22 protein-coding genes are annotated in these 21,038 nt (G+C 62.0%); 12 read left to right on the top strand and 10 right to left on the bottom strand.

Going from position 1 to position 21,038, the window contains the following annotated elements; genetic code table 11:
• Window positions 1-10 precede the first annotated feature (10 nt).
• Genes THALAR_RS03185 through THALAR_RS03195 form a run of 3 tightly spaced genes read left to right on the top strand, consistent with a single transcriptional unit; the run spans window position 11 to window position 4,814 of the window.
• Complete coding sequence (locus tag THALAR_RS03185; protein WP_021100040.1) at window positions 11-1,369, top strand: TolC family protein; 1,359 nt, start codon at window positions 11-13, stop codon at window positions 1,367-1,369.
• Window positions 1,366-3,645 carry an ATP-binding cassette domain-containing protein gene (locus THALAR_RS03190; RefSeq protein WP_021100041.1) on the top strand — a complete coding sequence of 760 codons (2,280 nt, stop codon included), beginning with the start codon at window positions 1,366-1,368 and terminating at the stop codon, window positions 3,643-3,645. Before THALAR_RS03185 ends, THALAR_RS03190 begins: the two co-directional genes overlap by 4 nt.
• Window positions 3,645-4,814: an HlyD family type I secretion periplasmic adaptor subunit gene (locus THALAR_RS03195; protein WP_021100042.1), complete on the top strand. Its 1,170-nt coding sequence runs from the start codon at window positions 3,645-3,647 to the stop codon at window positions 4,812-4,814. Before THALAR_RS03190 ends, THALAR_RS03195 begins: the two co-directional genes overlap by 1 nt.
• A 3-nt stretch (window positions 4,815-4,817) precedes the next feature.
• Here the strand turns inward: THALAR_RS03195 and THALAR_RS03200 are convergent, their stop codons facing one another.
• Window positions 4,818-6,062 carry a glycerate kinase type-2 family protein gene (locus THALAR_RS03200; RefSeq protein WP_021100043.1) on the bottom strand — a complete coding sequence of 415 codons (1,245 nt, stop codon included), beginning with the start codon at window positions 6,060-6,062 and terminating at the stop codon, window positions 4,818-4,820.
• A gap of 279 nt (window positions 6,063-6,341) precedes the next feature.
• On the opposite strand from THALAR_RS03200, the gene THALAR_RS03205 reads away from it, so the two are divergent.
• The 7 genes from THALAR_RS03205 to THALAR_RS03235 all read left to right on the top strand — a co-directional run bounded on the left by THALAR_RS03205 (window position 6,342) and on the right by THALAR_RS03235 (window position 10,749).
• On the top strand, window positions 6,342-6,980 hold the full coding sequence (locus tag THALAR_RS03205; RefSeq protein ID WP_040817120.1) for an ATP-dependent Clp protease proteolytic subunit: 639 nt from the start codon (window positions 6,342-6,344) through the stop codon (window positions 6,978-6,980).
• Between the two features lie 155 nt (window positions 6,981-7,135).
• Window positions 7,136-8,401, top strand: a complete 1,266-nt coding sequence (gene clpX / locus THALAR_RS03210) for an ATP-dependent Clp protease ATP-binding subunit ClpX (protein ID WP_021100045.1) — start codon at window positions 7,136-7,138, stop codon at window positions 8,399-8,401.
• 24 nt (window positions 8,402-8,425) lie between these two features.
• On the top strand, window positions 8,426-8,938 hold the full coding sequence (locus THALAR_RS03215) for a hypothetical protein (protein ID WP_021100046.1): 513 nt from the start codon (window positions 8,426-8,428) through the stop codon (window positions 8,936-8,938).
• Between the two features lie 9 nt (window positions 8,939-8,947).
• Window positions 8,948-9,337, top strand: a complete 390-nt coding sequence (locus tag THALAR_RS03220) for a Rid family hydrolase (RefSeq protein ID WP_021100047.1) — start codon at window positions 8,948-8,950, stop codon at window positions 9,335-9,337.
• A gap of 60 nt (window positions 9,338-9,397) precedes the next feature.
• Window positions 9,398-9,781 (top strand): NADH:ubiquinone oxidoreductase subunit NDUFA12, encoded by a 384-nt coding sequence (locus tag THALAR_RS03225; RefSeq protein WP_021100048.1) that lies wholly within the window; start codon window positions 9,398-9,400, stop codon window positions 9,779-9,781.
• A 24-nt stretch (window positions 9,782-9,805) separates the two neighbouring features.
• Window positions 9,806-10,255 carry an outer membrane lipid asymmetry maintenance protein MlaD gene (gene mlaD / locus THALAR_RS03230; RefSeq protein ID WP_021100049.1) on the top strand — a complete coding sequence of 150 codons (450 nt, stop codon included), beginning with the start codon at window positions 9,806-9,808 and terminating at the stop codon, window positions 10,253-10,255.
• Window positions 10,252-10,749: a DUF2155 domain-containing protein gene (locus tag THALAR_RS03235; protein ID WP_040817126.1), complete on the top strand. Its 498-nt coding sequence runs from the start codon at window positions 10,252-10,254 to the stop codon at window positions 10,747-10,749. Before mlaD ends, THALAR_RS03235 begins: the two co-directional genes overlap by 4 nt.
• On the opposite strand, the gene aat is transcribed toward THALAR_RS03235, so the two are convergent.
• The 9 genes from aat to THALAR_RS03280 form a co-directional block, all read right to left on the bottom strand.
• Window positions 10,655-11,293 (bottom strand): leucyl/phenylalanyl-tRNA--protein transferase, encoded by a 639-nt coding sequence (gene aat / locus THALAR_RS03240; RefSeq protein WP_021100050.1) that lies wholly within the window; start codon window positions 11,291-11,293, stop codon window positions 10,655-10,657. The genes THALAR_RS03235 and aat overlap by 95 nt on opposite strands.
• 38 nt (window positions 11,294-11,331) lie before the next feature.
• Window positions 11,332-12,675 carry an acetyl-CoA carboxylase biotin carboxylase subunit gene (accC, locus tag THALAR_RS03245; RefSeq protein ID WP_021100051.1) on the bottom strand — a complete coding sequence of 448 codons (1,344 nt, stop codon included), beginning with the start codon at window positions 12,673-12,675 and terminating at the stop codon, window positions 11,332-11,334.
• Window positions 12,676-12,681: 6 nt separating this feature from the next.
• Window positions 12,682-13,185 (bottom strand): acetyl-CoA carboxylase biotin carboxyl carrier protein, encoded by a 504-nt coding sequence (gene accB, locus THALAR_RS03250; protein WP_021100052.1) that lies wholly within the window; start codon window positions 13,183-13,185, stop codon window positions 12,682-12,684.
• A 139-nt stretch (window positions 13,186-13,324) separates the two neighbouring features.
• A complete protein-coding gene (locus tag THALAR_RS03255) occupies window positions 13,325-13,648 on the bottom strand; it encodes a hypothetical protein (RefSeq protein ID WP_021100053.1) in 324 nt (107 codons plus the stop codon).
• 138 nt (window positions 13,649-13,786) lie between these two features.
• Window positions 13,787-14,542, bottom strand: a complete 756-nt coding sequence (locus THALAR_RS03260; protein WP_021100054.1) for an ABC transporter ATP-binding protein — start codon at window positions 14,540-14,542, stop codon at window positions 13,787-13,789.
• An 11-nt stretch (window positions 14,543-14,553) separates the two neighbouring features.
• Window positions 14,554-15,312 carry an ABC transporter ATP-binding protein gene (locus THALAR_RS03265; RefSeq protein WP_021100055.1) on the bottom strand — a complete coding sequence of 253 codons (759 nt, stop codon included), beginning with the start codon at window positions 15,310-15,312 and terminating at the stop codon, window positions 14,554-14,556.
• A gap of 12 nt (window positions 15,313-15,324) precedes the next feature.
• Complete coding sequence (locus THALAR_RS03270; protein WP_021100056.1) at window positions 15,325-16,518, bottom strand: branched-chain amino acid ABC transporter permease; 1,194 nt, start codon at window positions 16,516-16,518, stop codon at window positions 15,325-15,327.
• Between the two features lie 4 nt (window positions 16,519-16,522).
• A complete protein-coding gene (locus THALAR_RS03275) occupies window positions 16,523-17,554 on the bottom strand; it encodes a branched-chain amino acid ABC transporter permease (RefSeq protein ID WP_021100057.1) in 1,032 nt (343 codons plus the stop codon).
• Between the two features lie 115 nt (window positions 17,555-17,669).
• Window positions 17,670-19,028 carry a substrate-binding protein gene (locus THALAR_RS03280; RefSeq protein ID WP_021100058.1) on the bottom strand — a complete coding sequence of 453 codons (1,359 nt, stop codon included), beginning with the start codon at window positions 19,026-19,028 and terminating at the stop codon, window positions 17,670-17,672.
• Window positions 19,029-19,277: 249 nt separating this feature from the next.
• Between THALAR_RS03280 and THALAR_RS03285 the strand changes: the two genes are divergently transcribed.
• Both THALAR_RS03285 and THALAR_RS03290 read left to right on the top strand, forming a co-directional pair.
• Entirely contained in the window at window positions 19,278-20,606 is a 1,329-nt protein-coding gene (locus THALAR_RS03285; RefSeq protein WP_040817130.1) for a short-chain fatty acyl-CoA regulator family protein, read from the top strand.
• 39 nt (window positions 20,607-20,645) lie between these two features.
• The gene (locus tag THALAR_RS03290; RefSeq protein WP_021100060.1) at window positions 20,646-21,029 is read left to right on the top strand and encodes a response regulator transcription factor; all 384 of its coding nucleotides are present in this window, start codon (window positions 20,646-20,648) and stop codon (window positions 21,027-21,029) included.
• Window positions 21,030-21,038: the final 9 nt, after the last annotated feature.

The following is a 21,038-nucleotide window of genomic DNA, read 5'->3' on the forward strand; positions in this document are numbered from 1 at the left end:
GGGGCTCCGCATGGGACAGGGTACGAGGAAACGCGCGATTTTGCGCATGGTGCTGGCTGGCACCACCGCGGCTGTATTGACGGGCTGCATGGGGGGCGAGGTGACGCGGGGGATATTCTCCGGCGCGACGCCAGCGGCCAACATCGCGATGGGGGAAAACCTGCCGGATGCCACCACGCAGCCGGAGGCGCAAGCCGCGCTGGCGGGGAGCGGGGACGGCTCCGTGCTGATCCAGACCTTACTGCAACGTGAAGCGGCACTGGACGCGCGGTCGCCCTATGGCAAGGTTGCGGGCGCGGTGCTGGCTGCGAACTCCCGCGCGGCGGAGGCCGAGTTGCGCTCCGCCAAGCTGCGTGCGGAGGCCGCGTCAAAGAACTGGTTGCCGACGATCGGCCCCGCACTGACGCTGTCGTCGCTTGGAGAAGTTGTCGCCTCCATGGTCATCGACCAGGTGTTGTTCGATAACGGCCGCAAGAAGGCGGAACGCAGCTTTGCGAAAGCGGACGTCGAGGTTGTCGCCGTGGCGCTGGCGCAAGACACCAACGACCGCGTCTATTCCGCGCTGGAGTTGTATATCACCGCCGAGAAAGCCCGTGCACAGGCGCAGGCGGGCAGCCGCGCGGCGGAGCGTTTGGGCGAGTTCGCATGGATCATGGACCAGCGGGTGCGCGGCGGGGTGTCCAACCCTGCGGACCGCCAGATCGTGAACCAGAAACTGGCCGAGGCGGAAAACCAGCGCAATTCCGATCTGGAGACCGCCCGCACCGCGATTGCGGAACTGAACGCGATGTCACTCAAGCCTTTGAGTGATGTGCGCGGTCTGGCCCCGATTGTGAGCACCTCCAGTGTCAAGCCATTGTCGATCCTGAAGGCAGAAGCCGAACGGGACCGCGATATTGCCGAGGCCACGATCAACCGCGCAGGGTTTCTGCCGGGATTGTCTGCCAAGGGCACCTTGCAAGAAGGTGGCGCGACGGGCGGCATTACCGCTGGCGCCCCCAACGGCTTCGGCTTTGGCACCAAGTCCAGCCTGAAAGCCATCGAGGCCACCAAGGAAGCCGCCGCGCGGCGGGTGGCGCAGGCGTCCGAAGACCAGTCGCGCACCATGCGCCGGCTGGAGCAGAACCTGATTTCCCTGAAGCGCCAACAGGCACAGGGGCAGGGGCTTCTGGCTTCGGCCAACGAAAACCTGTCGCTGTTCGACCGCCAGTATAAGGCGGGGCAGCGCCCCGTGATGGATGTGGTACGCGTCTACGAGACCAAGGTCGCGACCGAGCGGGACCAGATCGGCCTCACGTATCAGGTCGCGTTGGTCGAGTTGCAGATTGCCCATCTGATGGGCGTGTTGGTGGATGGTGAGGATATATGACCACGCCCGTCATCGCGTTTGACATGGCACGGGCCAAGGCGGCTCAGGCATCGAACACGGCCAAGCTGAAACCGGTCGAGACGCCAACCGCCGTGGCGAACGATCCGGGCTTGAGGGTGCCGATGCCGCAAGCGCCGGAAAATGCGGGACGGTTTTCCAAGAAGTTGCGCAGCCGGGCGGAGCTGGTGTCGGTCTATGCGGGCCTTCTGGGTGTGGACTTGCAACCGTCCGATGTGCTGGACGCGGCGGTGGAGATGCCGCTGGATGCGGGCGGCGTGTCGCCTGAACTGTTGGCCCGCGCGATGAAGTCGCTGGGCCTGGTCTGTGCCGTGCGCGATGTACGCTTGCAGCCCGATCTGTGGCCCGCACTGGCCGAGATGAAAACCGGCCAGTTGGTTTTGGTGCTGGAACAGCACGACCTGACGCTGACGATCTTCGACCAGACAGTCGGCGACCGCCGTGCCGAGGTGCCGCTGGCCGAGTTTGCCAAGGTGTTTTCCGGCAAAGTGCTGAAGGCCGAAAGCTCCATGGCCCAGGTCGAGGAGAAGCATCGGCTGGACGCGAAGCCTGCCCACTGGTTTTGGGGTGAATTTCCGAAGTATAAACGCCACCTGATCGAGATCACCGCAGGCTCTTTCGTGGCCAACATCCTCGCAGTCGCCGTCGCGCTGTTTTCCTTGCAGGTCTATGACCGCGTGATCCCGCACCAGTCCCACGCGACGTTGTGGGTGCTGGCCATCGGCGCCGTTGGTGCTTTGACGCTTGAGGCGTTCCTGAAGATCGCCCGTGCGCGGATGATGGACGGGGCGGGGCGCAAGATCGAGCTGGCGGTGCAGCAAACCCTGATGAGCCGCCTGCTGGGCATGCGGGCAGGCACGCCGGGTGCGACGCCGTCCGGCACGTTCTCGGCGATGCGGGAATTTTCTTCGATCCGCGAGTTTTTCACCGCGTCCACCATCGGCTCGCTGACGGATGTGCCGTTTATCTTTCTGTTCCTGCTCTTGGTGTCCTCCATCGCGGGCAATGTCGTCTGGGTGCTGATCGCAGGCGGCTTCCTGATGGTGTTGCCGGGCTTCTTTTTGCAAAAGCGGATGATGACCCTGACCGAGGAAACGCAAGGCGCGTCGGTGAAGGCAAACCGCTTGCTGCACGAAGCCATCTACGAGGCCGACACCGTCAAAGCGCATCGGGGCGAGGACCGCTTTGCCCGCGTCTGGGGCGAGTTGAACGCGCTGTCCGCGCTGAAATCCTCCGAGCAACGTCGCCTCGCCTCCGCGCTGACCTTCTGGTCGCAAGGGGTGCAGCAGGCGACCTATGTGGGCGCGGTTGTGCTGGGGACGTTTCTGGTTTTCGCGGGCGAGTTCACCGTGGGGTCAATCATCGCGGTCGGCATCCTGACGTCCCGCACACTGGCACCGCTGACGCAACTGGCAGGCACCATGGCGCGGTGGTCGAATGTGAAAACCGCGCTTGCGGGGCTTGATGCCGTGGTTGACAGCCCGCAGGACTTCGACGAAGGCCGTAGCTACTTGCGCCGCGAGCGGATCACCGGCCGGTTCGAGCTGCGCGACGTGATCCACCGCTATGACGAGGACGCGGCGCCGGTTCTGGACCTCGGCGGCTTGGCCATTCCGGCGGGCCAGCATGCGGCGATCCTCGAGGCCAATGGCTCCGGCAAGTCCACGCTGATCAAACTGCTGTCGGGGCTTTACGCGCCCGACAAGGGCCGCGTGTTGATCGACGGGATCGACATGGGGCAGATCCACCCCAAAGACCTGCGCCGCGGCGTGGGCTATCTGAGCCAGGAGGTGCGCCTGTTCGCAGGCTCGCTGCGCGACAACCTCAACCTGTCGGGGCTGGAGCGCGACGATGTTCGCTTGCTGGCGGCGCTCGATTTTGCGGGGCTGGGGCGCTATGTACGCGAACATGCCAAGGGGCTGGACCTGCCCATCCATGATGGCGGCGCGGGGCTGTCCATCGGGCAGCGCCAGTCCATTGGCTGGGCGCGGCTGTGGCTGCAAGACCCGTCCGTGGTGCTACTGGACGAGCCGACCGCAGCGCTTGACCAGTCGCTGGAAGCCGCTTTGGTGGCGAACCTGCAAGGCTGGCTCAAGGGCCGCACGGCGGTGATCGCGACGCATCGGATGCCGATTCTGACCCTGACCGAGCGTGTGATGATCCTGAAGGGCGGCAAGCTGTCCGTGGACGGGCCACGCGCGCAGGTGTTGGAGCATCTGAAAAAGACCACGGCCACCGCGCCGAAAGGGGGCAACTGATGGCCACGATCGACGCCGCATTCGACGACGAGTTGCGCGGCCCGTCCTGGGTGATCCGCATTATTGGCCTGACCGTTGTCGCGTTCATCGTCTGGGCGTCCTTTGCATGGGTGGACGAGATCGTCCGGTCTGACGGGGAATTCGTGTCGTCGTCGCGCCCCCAGATCATCCAGAACCTTGAAGGCGGCATCCTGTCGGAATTGCTGGTTGCCGAAGGGGACACGGTCAACCCCGGCGACATTCTCGCGCGGCTGTCTGGCACCAACTTCCAGACCTCGGTGGACGACCTGCAAGACCAGATCGACGCGCTGGACATCCGCCGGATGCGACTGGAAGCGGAGCTTGCAGGGCAATTCGACTTTGAGGTGGCCGATGAACTTGAGAAGAGGCAGCCTGAGATCGTCGCCTCCGAGCGCGCGTTGCTGAACGCGCGCCAGACCGATTTCGAAGGGCGCACCGACAGCGCGCGCGCCATTCTGAAAGAGACCCGCCGCGAGGCCGCGTTGATGGAGGACCTGCTGACGCAGAAGATCGTTTCCCTGATCGAGGTGACCCGCGCCCGCAAGGCGAATACCGACGCAGAGGCCAAGTATAGCGAGATCGTGTCCAAGGCCGAACTGGACCGTGCGTCGGAATATTCCGACACGCTCAAGGAACTGGCGACGCTGCGCCAGAACATGAAGCTGAGCCGTGACCAGCTGGCCCGCACGGTGATCCGCTCGCCGATGAAGGGCATCGTGAACAACGTGGCGATTTCCACCATCGGCGGGGTCGTGCGTCCGGGCGAGGAGATTTTTCAGATCATCCCGATGGGCGAGGAGCTGTTCGTCGAGGCCAAGGTGAAACCGAAAGACATCGCCAGCCTGCGCCCCGGTCAGGACGCGACCGTAAAGCTGTCGGCATACGACTACACCATTTACGGCACGCTGGCGGGCAAGGTACAGGTGATCTCCGCCGACACGTTCAAGGACGAGCGGGTGGCCGATGGCGATCCGCATTACAAGGTGCTGCTGTCGGTTGATACCGAGCACCTGTCACCCCGCCAGCAATCAGTAGAGATTCGCCCCGGCATGCTGGCACAGGTCGAATTGCACACGGGCGAGAAGACCATCCTGCAATACCTGACGAAGCCGCTCTATAAATCGCGCGAGGCCTTCCGCGAGCCTTAGGTGTTAGCGGCGGATGAATATCTGCACATCGGCCACATTGGTGCCGGTGCCGCCCGTCATCAGCAAATCACCGGACGCGCTGAGCGCGGCATAGGCGTCGTTATCGGCAAGCAGCGTCTCGGGATCGACGCCTGCTGCGCGCATGCGCTCGGTAGACCGGTTGTCCACCAAGCCGCCCGCAGCGTCCGTCGGCCCGTCGCGCCCGTCGGTGCCGCCTGACAGAAACACCCAGTCGCCGGGGATGTGCTCAAGTGCAATACGCAATGCAAGGTCCTGGTTTCGCCCGCCTTTTCCCGTGCCGGTCAGGGTCACGGTGGTCTCGCCACCAAACAGCAGAACGGCCGGTGCATCTTGTGGCAGGGCGCGGAATATCTCTGCCAGCTGCGGGGCAACGTCTGCCACGTTGCCCTCCAGCCTGTCGTTGATAACCTGCGCCTCCGGACAAGCCGCGCGCATGGCGTCGAGGCTCTGGCGGTTCGACGCGATCAGGTGGTTCTCGGCATCCGGTAGCTTGGGGGGGGCAAGCTCCGGCTGGCTCAGATGCGCCTTGACGCTGTCGGGCATCTTTTCCCAGATTTTTGCCTTTTCCAGCAAGGCCTTGGCGCTGGCTCTGGTGCCGATCGGGGCGACGGTCGGGCCGGAGGCAATTGCACGCAGATCATCGCCGACAACATCGGACAGAATATACGCCGTTACAGGCGCGGGGGCGGCAACCCGCAATAACCCGCCGCCTTTGAGGCGCGATAGCTGCTGACGGATGTGGTTCATGTCGTTGATATCAAGGCCGGATCCGAGCAGAAGCTGATTGACCTGCGCCTTATCCGCGAGAGTCACGCCGTCAACCGGAGCGGGCAGCAGCGCCGACCCGCCGCCCGAAATGAGCGCGATTACGCGGTCGTCGGGGGTTGTGTCCGCCAGCATCTGCTCCACCTCGCGTGCGGCCATCTCGCCGGCGTGATCGGGCACGGGGTGGCCCGATTGCAAAACGCGACACCCATCCAACGGGGCTGCGTTTTCGGGGTTGGTGACGGCGAGCGCCTGAATTCTGCTCTCCGGCGTCACATTTTTCAGCGTGGCCTGCATCATCGGCACGGCAGCCTTGCCGACCGCGACCAGATAGAGGGTTCCTTTCGCGTCCAAGGGGGCGCCCGCCAAGGCGCTTTCGACGGCTTTGAAAGGGTCGGCGGCAGCGACAGCTACCTTGAAAAGACGGGAGGCCTGTTCGCGTATATCGGCAGTTTTCGTCATTGTAGGAGTTCTTTTATAGTTTGAGAGCAGCGGTTTGTGATGAAATGTTAAAGCACATTTCGGCGAATGTGACGCTTGGCGACCTTTGCCGACCAAAGAATGCCTACCACATCAGCTGCATAAGGTCATGGTCGCCCGCTTGAACTTCCCGCAAAACGCCCCAATTCGAGGACGCAAGGGTGCAGCGGCGAGATGCGCTTGCGCCCGTTTTTCTCCGCCACTAACCTCGCGTTCATATTTACGCATTACGAACCGCTCAAAAGCAGAAGGCAGGCAGGCATGTACGATCCAGTCGAAACCTATATGAACCTCGTCCCGATGGTGGTCGAACAGACCAGCCGCGGCGAACGGGCCTACGACATTTTCTCGCGCCTGTTGAAGGAGCGGATCATTTTCATCAACGGGCCCATCCATGACGGCATGTCCCATCTGGTGGTGGCGCAGCTGCTGCATCTGGAGGCGGAAAACCCTTCCAAGGAAATCAGCATCTACATCAACTCGCCCGGTGGCGTTGTGACGTCGGGTCTGTCGATCTATGACACGATGCAGTACATCAAGCCGAAGGTTTCGACGCTGTGCATCGGGCAGGCGGCCTCCATGGGCTCCGTGCTGCTGGCGGGTGGCGAAAAGGGCATGCGGTTCTCGCTGCCGAACTCGCGGATCATGGTCCACCAGCCGTCGGGTGGCTATCAGGGGCAGGCGTCTGACATCATGATTCACGCCGCCGAGACGCAGAAGCTCAAAGACCGGCTCTATGACATTTATGTGAAGCATACCGGCCAGACCAAGAAGGCGGTCGAGAAAGCGCTGGACCGCGACAACTTCATGTCCCCCGAAGAAGCGAAAGACTGGGGCCATATTGACGAAATCGTCGAGAATCGCAGCAAGGGCGATGACGACAAAGACGGCGGTAAATAGGCAAATCTGCGCCTTGTTTCCTTCGGGAAGCAGGGCGCAGGAAATACGTTTTTTGGCGTTGTGCCTCCCTTGCTGGTGGCCTAACTTGGCCAAACAGGCGCAAACGACACCCGACGCTGCAAAATGTGGCGGGCAAAATCAGGATAGGTGGTGCAATGGCTAACAATTCAGGTGACGGCAAAAACACCCTCTATTGCTCTTTTTGCGGCAAATCCCAGCATGAAGTGCGCAAGCTGATTGCAGGCCCGACCGTGTTCATCTGCGATGAATGCGTCGAACTTTGCATGGACATCATCCGCGAAGAGACGAAGACCGCCGGCCTGAAAGCCGCCGATGGCGTGCCGACACCGCAGGAAATCTGCGAAGTGCTGGACGACTATGTGATCGGCCAGGGCCACGCGAAGCGCGTGCTGTCTGTTGCGGTTCACAACCATTACAAGCGGCTCAATCACGCTGGGAAATCCAGCGATATCGAGCTGGCGAAATCCAACATCATGCTGATCGGTCCCACGGGCTGCGGCAAGACACTGCTGGCGCAAACGCTGGCGCGCATTCTGGATGTGCCGTTTACCATGGCCGACGCCACGACCCTGACCGAGGCCGGTTATGTGGGCGAGGATGTTGAGAACATCATCCTCAAGCTGTTGCAGGCATCCGAATACAATGTCGAGCGCGCGCAGCGCGGCATCGTCTATATTGACGAGGTCGACAAGATCACCCGCAAGTCCGACAATCCGTCGATCACCCGCGATGTGTCGGGCGAGGGTGTGCAGCAGGCGCTTCTGAAGATCATGGAAGGCACCGTGGCCTCCGTTCCCCCGCAAGGCGGGCGCAAGCATCCGCAGCAGGAATTCCTGCAAGTGGACACGACCAACATCCTGTTCATCTGTGGTGGTGCGTTCGCGGGTCTCGACAAGATTATCGCGCAGCGGGGCAAGGGCTCTGCCATGGGCTTTGGCGCTGACGTGCGCGACGAGAACGAAAAGGGCGTGGGCGATCTGTTCAAGGAGCTGGAGCCGGAAGATCTGCTGAAATTCGGGCTGATCCCGGAATTCGTCGGACGTCTGCCGGTCATCGCGACGCTGGAAGACCTTGACGAAGAGTCGCTTGTCATCATCCTGACCCAGCCGAAAAACGCGCTGATCAAGCAATACCAGCGCCTGTTCGAGCTTGAAGACGCCAAACTGACCTTCACCGACGACGCTTTGGTTGCCATCGCGAAACGCGCGATTGAACGCAAAACTGGCGCACGTGGCCTTCGCTCGATCCTTGAGGACATCCTGCTCGACACCATGTTCGAGCTGCCTGCCTTGGACAATGTGGACGAGGTTCTGGTCAATGAAGACGCAGTGAGCCGCACCGCCAAGCCGCTGATCATCTACGGCGAGGCGAAGAAGGAAGCCGGGGCAGAAGCGGGGTAAAGCTGATTGCCTTGGAGACGAGATTTGAAAAGGTCGGCCCGACGGGTCGGCCTTTCGCTTTTGGGGCTGCTGGCATTCCCGTTCCTCGTTTGGGGCTCTTGGCATCTTCACAACATCCTCTTTGAAAACCCACGCTATGCCGCACAGGTTTTCGAACAGGTTTTGCCCGGAAGCACGCCGCTTGAAAGCAAGCGCTGGCATGGTCCTGGCGATAACGACTGGGCCTGCACATATGCAGTCGTCGCCTTGCCCGATGACGCGTTGTCAATGCCGCCGGTGCCGACACAGACCTCGCCGCATTGGCAACTGTCCTACGGCGGCGACGACTGGACCGCGACGCCCATGCCGCCTTTGGGCGACATGACCCGCGATGCGCTGTCCACCTGCGCGCCTGAATGGGATGCCGACATCCGACGCCGTGTTGACCACGCGGTAACCAAGGCGGGGTCATTTGTTATTGTGGATGGCGTAGGCGAGACAGTATTCATCTACTCAAAGCCGCAAGGGTTTGCCGCCCGGGTGCGGTATGGCGACTAGGAGACGACTATGACCATCAAAAGAATCCACTCCGGCGGCGCGTTCGAGGCCAAAATCGGGTACTGCCGCGCGGTGGTGGCGGGGGACTGGATACACGTTTCGGGAACGGTGGCACCGCCCTTGGAGGACACCGGCGAGCCGCCGAAAGGGGCCGCCGCGCAATGCGCCGCGGCGCTGAAAATCATCGACAAGGCATTGCTGGACGCAGGCGCCAGCTTTGCCGATGTGGTGCGTGTCACTTACATGCTGCCCGCCGCCAGCGAGTTCGAATCCTGCTGGCCGATCCTGAGTGCTACTTTCGGCAGCACCCCGCCAGCGGCCACGATGATCGAATGCGGGCTGATCGACCCGAAATACCGCATCGAGATCGAGGTGACGGCGTATAAACCGGCGGCTTAGCGCTCTGGACTGTGGCGTGGCTATGGTCCATATAAAGCAGGACGAATTTCGGAGGCCGGTATGGGCATTCTCAACACTCTTTTGCGCGCGGTAACCTGGTGGAACGGGCAGACTTTGAACACGCAACTGTTCACCTGGCGAAAAGGTGAAAAGGTGGGCGAGGACGAAGGCGGAAACATCTTCTACCAGACGTCTGGCGGCAAGCGCCGCTGGGTGATTTTCAACGGCGAAGCCGAAGCGTCACGTATCAGCCCGGACTGGCACGGCTGGCTGCACCACACATGGGACGAGCCGCCCAGCGAGGCCCCGATCAAGCGCAAGGCGTGGGAAAAACCGCACTTGCCGAACCTCACTGGCACAGAAATGGCCTATGTGCCGAAGGGCTCGCTGCGCCGGGCAGAGCCAAAACGGCGTCAGGACTACGAGGCCTGGACGCCGGAATAGGCGCAAGACGGGCTGGGGGCGTATATGTCTGAGAACATTACTGAAGTGATTGTCGGGACCGGCGTTCTGGCCGTGGCGATCGGGTTTCTGGTCTTCGCGACCGGCGCGACGTCGTTTGCCACCGGCGGGGACGCATATTCCTTGGCGGCGAGTTTTCGCTCTGCCGAAGGGGTAAAAGTCGGCACCGACGTGCGCATGGCGGGGGTCAAGGTCGGCACCGTGACGGGGCTTGAGCTGAACCCGCAGACCTTCCGGGCCGACGCGACATTTACGATGAAGCAGGGGATTGAGGTTCCTGACGATAGTGCGATCTCCATCAGCTCCGAGGGGCTGTTGGGCGGCAATTTCGTCGAGGTGATCCCCGGCGGTTCGCCGTTCAATCTGGAGCCGGGCGGCGAGATCGAGGATACCCAAAGCTCGGTGTCCCTGATTACCCTGCTCATGAAGTTTGTGGCCGGAGACGGCGAGGAATGAGGCGACTTATCGCCGCCATTCTGTTGGCAACGCCCGCAGCAGCCCAGACCACCATTCAAGGCGATGACACTGTGATCCGCTTGGGCAACGCGCCCGTGGTCGAAAGCCGCGCCCGCGCCGCCGCGTCAAGTGCTGCGCAAGCCGTCATGCGCGGTCTGGACAAGCTTGCCGCGACCAGTGACGATATCGTTTTGACAGTGGGCGAGGTGGCGCGGTTCGGTCCGTTGAGCATTACAATGCATGACTGCCGCTACCCAAAGGGGAACCCCAGCGGCGACGCGTTCGTCAGCCTGAGTATCGTCGACAACAACACCCAGAAGCCGGTTTTCGAGGGCTGGATGGTTGCCTCCAGCCCTGCGCTGAACGCGATGGATCACCCGCGCTATGACGTCTGGGCGATCAGGTGCAAACTTGACGACCGGACACCGTCAGTGGTTGCCGGAGAAAGTTCGCCTCTGCCGATAATGCGTCCTGAAGGGCTTGCTGGTAACTAGCGCGCGAAATCTCGACGCCGCCCAGCGATGCCAGATGTGGCGTCAGGAATTGCGTGTCGAGCAGTTTGAACCCGCCGGCATTCAGTCGCGACACCAGATAGGCCAGCGCGATTTTCGACGCATCACGGCGGCGGGAGAACATGGATTCCCCGAAAAACGCGGCTTTCAAAGTGACGCCGTAGACGCCGCCGACCAGGTCCGGGCCGTCCCAGACCTCGACCGAATGGGCGTGGCCTGCGCGGAACAGGTCCATGTAGATGCCGAAGATCGGGCCATTGATCCATGTCTCGGCGCGGTCCGCACAGCCTTCGATGACGCCTGCAAAATCGGTATCGACCTTGATCTGATACGGCTCGCTCAGGATGGTTTTGCGCAGAGACCGCGAGATATGAAATCCGTCAAGCGGGATCACGCCACGTATATCGGGGTCGAGCCAGAACAGGCCGTCATCCTCGGCGCTTTCAGCCATCGGAAATATCCCGCGCGCATAGGCGTGCAGGATCAGATCGGGCGTGAGTTCCGGCGTGTGATCGTCTCGGGCCATGCCGTCAGGAAAGCAGGGCTGCGCGTTGTGCGCAACTCTTAGGTGTGTTCAGCCAGCCAGTGTTCCAGCCAGTGGATGTTGTAGTCACCGGTTTGCACAGCTTTTTCGGCCAGAAGAGCATGGAACAGCGGCGTGGTTGTGTCGATCCCGTCCACGATCAGCTCTCCCAACGCGCGTTGCAGCCTTGCCAAGGCGGCGGGGCGGTCGGGGGCATGGACGATCAGCTTACCGATCAAACTGTCGTAGTAAGGCGGGATCGAATAGCCGTCATAGAGCGCCGAATCCATCCGCACGCCAAGCCCGCCGGGGGCATGATATTGCGTGATTTTTCCGGGGCAGGGGCTGAAGTTGGGCAGTTTTTCCGCGTTAATGCGCACCTCGATCGCGTGGCCGTTCACCACAAGGTCGTCCTGCTGGAAGGACATCGGCAATCCGGCGGCGACATTGATCTGCTCGCGCACCAGATCGACGCCGAAGACGGCTTCGGTGACAGGGTGTTCGACCTGAAGGCGGGTGTTCATCTCGATGAAGTAGAACTCGCCGTTCTCGTACAGAAACTCGATGGTGCCTGCGCCCTCGTAGTCGATATTGGCGACGGCATCGGCACACACCTTACCGATCCGCGCACGGGTCTCTGCGTCGATGGCAGGGCCGGGGGCCTCCTCGAACACCTTTTGGTGGCGGCGTTGCAGGGAGCAGTCCCGCTCCCCCAGATGCACGGCGCGGCCCTTACCGTCGCCGAAGACCTGAATTTCGATGTGGCGGGGGGTGGTCAAATACTTCTCGATATAGACTTCGTCATTGCCGAAGTTGGACTTACCCTCCGACCTTGCGGTCTGGAACGCGCTTTTCATATCATCGCGGGAGGTTGCGACCTTCATGCCCTTGCCGCCGCCGCCCGCCGTGGCCTTGATGATGACCGGATAGCCGATTTCGTCGCCGATACGGTAGGCATCCTCAAGCGAGGTGACGCCGCCACCCGAGCCGGGGACGCAGGGCACGCCCAGCTTTTTCATGGTGTCGATGGCCGTGATCTTGTCGCCCATAACACGGATATGCTCCGCGGTGGGGCCAATGAACTTGATGCCGTGATCTTCAACGATCTGCACGAATCCGGCGTTTTCCGACAGGAACCCGTAGCCCGGATGGATCGCCTCCGCGCCGGTGATTTCACAGGCCGAGATGATGGCGGGGATCGACAAATAGCTATCGGTGCTTGGGGGCGGGCCGATGCAGATCGCCTCGTCAGCCATGCGCACATGCATGGCGTCGCTATCGGCAGTGGAGTGCACGGCGACGGACTGGATGCCCATTTCGCGTGCCGCACGGATGACGCGCAGGGCGATTTCGCCACGGTTCGCGATGAGGATCTTTTTGAACATGGAGGATTACTCCACGATCATCAGCGGTGCGCCGAATTCCACAGGCGTGCCATCCTCGACCAGCACGCGCTTGACGGTGCCGGCTCTTGGGGCCGGGATGTGGTTCATGGTTTTCATCGCCTCGATGATCATCAAGGTCTGGCCTTCGGTCACCTTGTCGCCGACAGCGGCGAAAGGCGGGGTTCCGGGCTCGGCCTGCAGGTAGCACGTGCCGACCATGGGCGAGGTTACCGCACCGGGATGCTGCGCGGGATCATCGTCCGTCGCTGCCGCAGATGCCGGTTGGGGTGCCGCTGCAGGCGCGCTGGCCGCGGGTGCTGAGGCGGGGGCCGCCGGTGCGGCAGCCATGGTTTGCTGCACGACATTGACCTGCTTGGAGACACGCACGTTCAGGCTGTCATCCTCGCCATATTCGCGCATCACCTCCAGTTCTGTGAGATCGTTTTCTTTCAGAATCTCTGCCAGCGCTTTTACAAAAGCGACGTCGCCGTCATGGGAGTTCTTTGCCATTCGTTTCATCCTCGACCCGGGGTGCCGTTCTTACGTGCCGGAACCTGGTCCGGTAATGCGGCATTGCTTTGACTCTACCGCTTATAGGCCAAGGCGGAATAGGTGAAAAGCCGTGAATTATAGCGCGCTAGGGTTGGCCCTACGCGGCATCGGTCGGGCGCGGGACCAGAAGGTCGACGCGTTCGCCCTTGGGCGGAGGCTGCTCTATCCCTTGCATATTGCGCAAGAGGGCCTGCAATTCGTGCTGCTCACGGTCGCGCAGCGGCGCGGGCGGGATTTGGTCGGGAGGAAACAGCGCCGCCGCCGATACCGCCGCAGGCGCTACCGGGTCGACCCGCGCTTGCGATACCGGCGGTGCCATCAGGCGCTGTTCGGGTACCTGCGTGCGGTCGGTGACCTGTGGTGCGGCAGGTTTCAGGGGGAGCGGCAGCAAGCCGTTCAGATGTTGTGAAAGTGTCGTCATCGCATTGCCCTTCCGTCGACGAGGAGCCCACCCGTCTTCCAAAGTGCTTAACCTTGATGAAGCGAGTGTTAACGATGCGCATGAAAAAAGGCGCAGTTTAAGAAAACTGCGCCTTGAATTGTTCGGAGCATCGCTGCCTCAGATCGCCAGATACTCGGCCCGCAACGCGTCGTTCTCCAGCACTTCTTCGGCAGAGCCGTCGAAGACAACAGACCCCGTATCAAGGATCACCGCGCGGTCTGCCAGTTTCAGCGCGGCGACGGCATTTTGCTCCACGATGATCGTGGTGATGCCTTGATCACGGATGATTTGCAGCGTTTTGGCAATTTCCTGCACGATCACGGGGGCCAGCCCCTCGTAAGGCTCGTCCAGCAACAGGACTTTGATGTCGCGGCAAAGGGCCCGAGCGATGGCCAGCATCTGCTGCTCGCCGCCCGACAGGGTCACGCCCTCTTGCTTGCGGCGCTCGCCCAGGCGGGGGAACAGCTCGTAGACGCGTTCCAGCGACCAGCCGATGGGTGGGGCGATTTGGGCCAGTTGCAGGTTTTCCTCCACGGTCAGACCGGCGATGATGCGGCGATCCTCCGGGACCAGAGCGATCCCCGCCGCTGCCGCCTCATAGGACTGCATACTGTGCAGCGGCTGGTGATCCAGCCAGATTTCACCATGTTTGAGCTGCGGGTCGCCAAGACGCGCCAACGTGCGCAGGGTAGAGGTCTTGCCCGCCCCGTTGCGACCCAGCAGGGCGAGGATCTCTCCCTCGTGCACGTTGAAGCTGACGCCCTGCACGATGTAGCTTTCGCCGTAGTAGGCCTCGATCTCCCATGCGGACAGGAAGGCGGGGGCGGTGGCGGCGTTGTTGGCGTTCTTGTTGAAGTCGGGTTTTACATTCATGGGGCCAATCCTCAGACTTGGGCTTCACCCAGATACGCTTCGCGCACCTTGGGATGGCCTTTGATGTTTTCGGGGGTTTCCTCGACCAGCGGCGTGCCTTGGGCCAGAACGGTGATCCGCTCCGCGAGCGAGAAGACGACGTGCATGTCATGCTCGATGATCGCCATGGTGATGTCGCGCTTGTCCTTGATCTCTTTCAGCAGGTCGATCGTGTTGTTGGTGTCGGCGCGCGCCATGCCTGCGGTCGGCTCGTCGAGCAGCAGCAGCTTGGGGTTTTGCACCAGACACATCGCCATTTCCAACCGGCGCTTGTCGCCGCGTGACAGCGAGGACGCGATCATGTGGCGTTTGTCGAGCATGTTGACGTCTTCGAGGATCGCCTCCGCCGTGGCCCTGATGTCGCCTTGCCCGCGCACCGCGGACAACGCGTTCATCCGGAACGACCCGTCCCGCGCCGCGAGGCTGGGGATCACGACATTCTCGAACACCGTCAGGTCTGCGAAAATCTCCGGCGTCTGAAACACGCGGGAGACCCCCATCTGGTTGATCTCGTGCGGTTTGCGGCCCAGCAGGGATTGCCCCTGAAAGGTGACCGATCCGGTGTCGGGGATCAGCTTGCCCACAAGGCAGTTCAGCAGCGTGGATTTGCCGGCCCCGTTGGGGCCGATGATGGCGTGGACGGTATTTTCGGCCACACTCAGGTTTACGTCAGACAGCGCCTGCAACCCGCCGAAGCGTTTGCCGACATTCTTGATCTCCAGGATACTCATGTCAGGTGCTCCTTATTCAGCAGGGGTGGTGTCGGTGGCGGCAGGCGTCTCGTCCTTGGCCTTTTTCAGGCCCAGCCGTCTGGCGATCTTCTGTCCGCCTTCGACCAGCCCGCCGGGCAGGAAGATCACGATGGCCATGAACAGCAGGCCAAGCGTCAGGTGCCAACCCTTGCCCACGAAGGGGTGGACGATGGCGATCAGGAAGTCCTCGATGCCGTCGGGCAGGAAGGCGAACCACTGGTGCAGCACGGTGTCGTTGATCTTCGAGAAGATGTTCTCGAAATACTTGATGAAGCCTGCGCCCAGCACTGGCCCGATCAAGGTGCCCGCGCCGCCGAGGATGGTCATCAGAACAACCTCGCCGGACGCCGTCCACTGCATCCGCTCCGCACCGGCCAGCGGGTCCATCGACGCCATCAGGCCACCCGCCAGACCGGCATACATGCCGGAGATCACGAAGGCCGCCAACGTATAAGGGCGCGGGTTCAGGCCGGTGTAGTTCAGGCGCGTCTGGTTTGTCTTGATCGCCTTCAGCATAAGCCCGAAGGGCGAGCGGAAGATGCGGATGGCGAGGTAGAACATCCCCAGCATGATCAGCGCGCACAGGTAGTAGCCGGTGTTGAAGTCAAAGCTCCACGCGCCCGCGTCCAGCGTGTAGGTGGACTGCATTTCCTGCCCGAACAGATGCGGGATATTGGGCATCGCGTCGGAGTGGAAATATTGCGGGTCGGAGGTGTAGACCTGCAAGCCGGTCTCGCCATTGGTCAGCGGTGTCAGCACCGAGTAGGCCAGCGCGAAGGACATCTGGGCGAAGGCCAGCGTCAGGATCGAGAAATAGATCCCCGACCGCCGTAGCGAGATATAGCCGATCAGCAAGGCAAACAGGCCCGAGGTAATGACCGACAGGAAGATGCCCGGCAGGATGTTGTAGCCCAGCAGCTTGAACATCCAAACGGCGGAGTAGGACCCCACGCCGAGGAACGCCGCGTGACCGAAGGACAGGTAGCCTGTCAGCCCGAACAGGATGTTGAACCCGATGGCGAAGATGCCGAAGATCACGAAGCGCTGCATCAGGTCGGGATAGCCCGCGTTGAACTGCGCCAGCGCCGAGTCCGCCGGAAACGGGTTCAGGATGAATGGAGCACACATCGTCAGGATCGCGACGACGATGAGCAGGGAGGTGTCTTTCTTTTCGAGACCTAGCATTGTCTTAGTCCTCCATCACGCCCTTGCGACCCATAAGGCCACGGGGACGTACCAGCAGAATGATGATTGCGACGAGATAGATGATGATCTGGTCGATGCCGGGCAGGATCTGCTTGATCTCGTTCATCGACGAGAAGCTCTCCAGAATGCCCAGCAGGAACCCCGCCAGCACCGCGCCGGGCAACGAGCCCATACCGCCGACGACGACCACCACGAAGCTCAGGACAAGGAAGTCCATGCCCATATGGTAATTGGGCGAGTTGATCGGGGCATACATGACCCCCGCAAGCCCCGCCACCGCGGCGGCGATGCCGAACATGATGGTGAAGCGTTTGTCGATGTTGATGCCCAGCAAGCCCACCGTTTCACGGTCCGCCATACCGGCGCGCACAACCATGCCGAAGGTGGTGAATTGCAGGAAGCCGAACACGGCGGCGATAATCAGCGCCGCGAAGAAGAAGTAGACCAGCCGCCAGTAGGGGTAGATGACCACGTTCGGGTCAAAGCCCAGAAGCGTGCCGAAATCGAACGAGCCCTTGAACATGTCGGGGGCAGGGGTCGGGATTGGGTTCGCACCGTAGAACTGCTTGATGACCTCTTGAATGACGATGGCAAGGCCGAAGGTCACAAGGATTTGGTCCGCATGCGGGCGCTTGTAGAAGTGCTTGATCAGCCCGCGCTCCATGACGAAGCCGACGCCGATCATGATCGGGATGGCGAACAGGATCGCCAGCGGTACAGACCAGTCTATGATGGAGCTGCCAAGCTCGGGGCCGAACCAGCTTTCGACATAGGGCGTCTTGATCTTCGCCGGATTGCCGAGGAAATCGGTCTTGGTCGGATCGACTGTCTCGAAGGACAGCGACAGGATTTTTTGCAGCGTGACCGCGCAGAAGGCCCCCAGCATGAACAGCGCCCCGTGGGCGAAGTTCACCACGCCGAGCGTGCCGAAAATCAGGGTCAGGCCCAAGGCGATCAACGCATATGCGGAGCCTTTGTCCAAACCGTTTAAGAGTTGAAGAATGATTACGTCCATCGGTCCCGTCTCGCCTGTTGGGGTGATCGTGCCTAAACCTGTGCCGCGCATGCGGCCAAGTGGGCAGGGGATGCCGGGGCCATCGAGGCCCCGGCTTGGAGTGCGTTAGCTCGGCTTATGCGCCTGGGTTGCACGACCCCAGCTCGCCACCGGCGAACATCGGGTGATCCACCGCGTACTCGACCTGTGCCCGTGGGGTGATTTCCACGATTTCGAGAAGGTCGAATTCGGAGGTCGGGTTGTCTTTCCCCTTCACGACCAGCACGTCCTTGAAGCACTGGTGATCCTCGGCGCGGTACTCGGTCGGGCCGTTGCCCAAGCCATCGAACGTGAAGCCTTCGAGGGCTTCGACAACGCCGCACGGGTTGAAAGTGCCAGCGCGTTCGCACGCATCCGCATAGAGCATGGTCTGCACGTAGCAGGTATGCGCCGCCTGCGAGGGTGGGAAGCCGTACTTCTCGCCGAAGGATTTGACGAATGCCTTGGAGCCTTCGTCGGTCAGCGACCAGTGCCAGTTGGTAGAGCCGAAGATGCCTTTGACGTTTTCGCCCGCACCCTTGGCCATCAGGCGGGAATACAGCGGCACGACGATCTCGAAGTCCTTGCCGTTCACCTGCTTCTCGCGCAGACCGAACTGCACGGCGGATGTCAGCGAGTTCACCATGTTGCCGCCGTAGTGGTTCAGCACCAGCACGTCCGCGCCGGAGTTCAGCACCGGAGCCACGTAGGACGAGAAGTCCGTCGTCGCCAGCGGGGTCAGCACGTTGTTGGCGGTCTTCCAGCCCATAGCCTCGGTCGCGGCCTGAATGGATTCCTGCTGCGTCCAGCCCCATGTGTAGTCGGCCGTCAGGTGGTAGGCGACACGGTCGGAGCCGTAACGCGCGTTCAGCACGGGTGCCAAGGCGGCTGCGGACATATAGCCGTTGAAGAAGTGGCGGAAGCCGTTGGCCTTCTTGTCCTTGCCGGTTGTGTCGTTGGAGTGGGTCAGGCCCGCCATGAAGATCACGCCAGCCTCTTGGCACAGACCCTGGACAGCCACAGCCACGCCGGAAGACGAGCCGCCGGTGATCATCACCGCGCCGTCTTTTTCAATCATCGACTTGGCCGATGCACGGGCCGCGTCGGACTTGGTCTGCGTGTCGCCGGTGACGAACTCGACCTTCTTGCCGAGGATGCCGTTGCCTTGCAGCACTTTGGACGAGAACGTGCTCATCATGCCGCCGTCGCCGCCGCCGTTCAGGTGCTCGACCGCGAGCTCATAGGCGCGAAGCTCGTCCGCGCCTTCGTCGGCATAGGGGCCGGATTGCGGCACGTTGAAGCCCAGCGTGACGGTGGAGCCGGTCGGCGCGTTCAGATAGCCGGAATGGGCGTCGGCCCAGACGGAGCCGTCGAAAAGTGTCGGGGCCGCCAGAGCGCCGCCTGCCATTGCGGACGTCTTGAGTAACCCACGACGCGTGAAGTTCGATTTGGACATATTTCCTCCCTAAGTGTTTTAGGCGCGCTCCTCCTCCGAGAACGCCTTGGCCCGATGGTGTCAGGCATGGGGTAGTATCAGGGGGCACCGGTAAATCGCGCAACAAGCCATTGGCGATGAAATGAAATTTTGTAAACAAATGGACATTGCTTGCGCAGAAAATGTAAAGTAATTTTCCACGCAGCGCGGAAAGCCTATGGATTCGTTTAGGAAAAGCCGCGCTTGCGCGATATCGCCAAAGGACAAGACATGCCCAAATCGGCCCTGACCGGCTCCAGAATTCGCGAGCACCGTCTGATGCGTGGTATCAAGCAGGCCGATCTTGCGCGAAGCATCGGCATTTCCGCCAGCTATCTCAACCTGATCGAGCACAACCGCCGCAGAATCGGTGGCAAGACGCTGCGGGCGCTGTCGGAGGTGCTGAAAATCGACGCCTCGACGCTCACTCAAGGGGCGGAGCGGGCGGTGGTGACCGAGCTTCAGGACGCTGCGGCATCGGATAGCGAAGTTGCAGTGGAACTGGACCAGATCGACGATCTGGTGGCCCGCTTTCCGGGATGGGCCGCGAAGATCACGGCGCAACACCGGCGGTTGCGGGCGCTGGAGCAGACCATGGGCGGGCTCAACGATCGCCTGACCCACGATCCTGTCCTGTCGGAGAAAATGCACGAGGTTTTGTCCACGGTTTCCGCGATCCGCTCGACCGCGTCCATTCTCGTGGGGACCCCCGATCTGGGTACCGATTGGCAGGCGCGGTTTCACAGCAACATCGACACCGAAAGCCGGAGGTTGGCTGAAAGCTCCGCGTCGATGGCGTCGCATCTGGACCGGCTGTCGCGGCGCGATACCGGACGCGCGACCCCGCTGGAGGCCGTTTTCGCGGCCTTCGACGGACGTGGTCATCATCTGGCGGAGCTGGAGGAAGGTGCCGATCCGGCGGAGCTTGCCGACAAGCTACCTGTGCTCGACAGCGCCGAGGCGCGGTCGCTGGCGCGGCGATATTTCGAGACCTACCGCGCGGATGCGCGGGCCATGCCGCTGGCGGAATTCGAGGCCGCGGCGCAGGACGCGCATCTTGATCCGGCAGCACTTGCCGGGCAGTTCGGTGTGCCGCTGGAAGCGGTGTTCCGGCGGCTTGCAAGCCTGCCGCGTAGCGCGACATTGCCCGATATCGGGCTGGTCACCTGCGACGCCTCGGGGGCATTGCTGGTGCGCAAGTCCCCATCTGGACTGGCGCTGCCGTGGTTCGGGGCGGGGTGCCCGCTCTGGCCGTTATTTGCCGCGCTCAGCTCTCCGGGGGTGCCTCTGCGGCGTGTCGTCGAGACCGAGGACGGGGCGCAGTTCGTGGCCATGGCGCTGGCCCATCCGTCCGGTCCGCTGCGCTTCGACCGGCCGCCGGTTTACCACGCGACAATGCTGTTGGTGGCGCAGGACGACCAAAGCCACACGAACACCTTGCCCGTCGGCAGTTCGTGCCGTGTCTGCACCCGCGACGACTGCGATGCGCGGCGCGAGCCAACTGTTTTGGGGCGCGGTCAAAGCCAAGGCCTTTTGACAACGGGCGGAAATCGGTCCTAACTGCGCATGAGCGGCCAAACTTTGGGAGGAGCACGGCGCATGTCGAAATCGGTAATGCTGGTCGAGGATGAGCCGAACATCATCGAGGCGATCAGCTTCCTGCTGGAACGCGACGGCTGGACCGTGCGTATCCACTCCCAAGGCCATGACGCGGTGGAGGCGGTTCAACGTGTCGCGCCGGATGTGTTGGTGCTTGATGTCATGTTGCCCGGTCGCAGCGGCTTTGAAATCCTGCGCGACCTGCGACGCGATGCGGCGACCCGCGATCTGCCGATCCTGATGCTGACCGCGCGGGGCCAGACCAAGGACCGCGAACTGGCCGAAAGCTACGGCGTCAGCCACTTCATGACCAAGCCGTTTTCCAACGACGACATGCTGAGCACGGTGCGCGACCTCTATGCCGCCTCGGCAGGCGAAGCCTAGGGGCGCGCG

The sequence above is a fragment of the Litoreibacter arenae DSM 19593 genome (assembly GCF_000442275.2).
Classification (GTDB): domain Bacteria; phylum Pseudomonadota; class Alphaproteobacteria; order Rhodobacterales; family Rhodobacteraceae; genus Litoreibacter; species Litoreibacter arenae.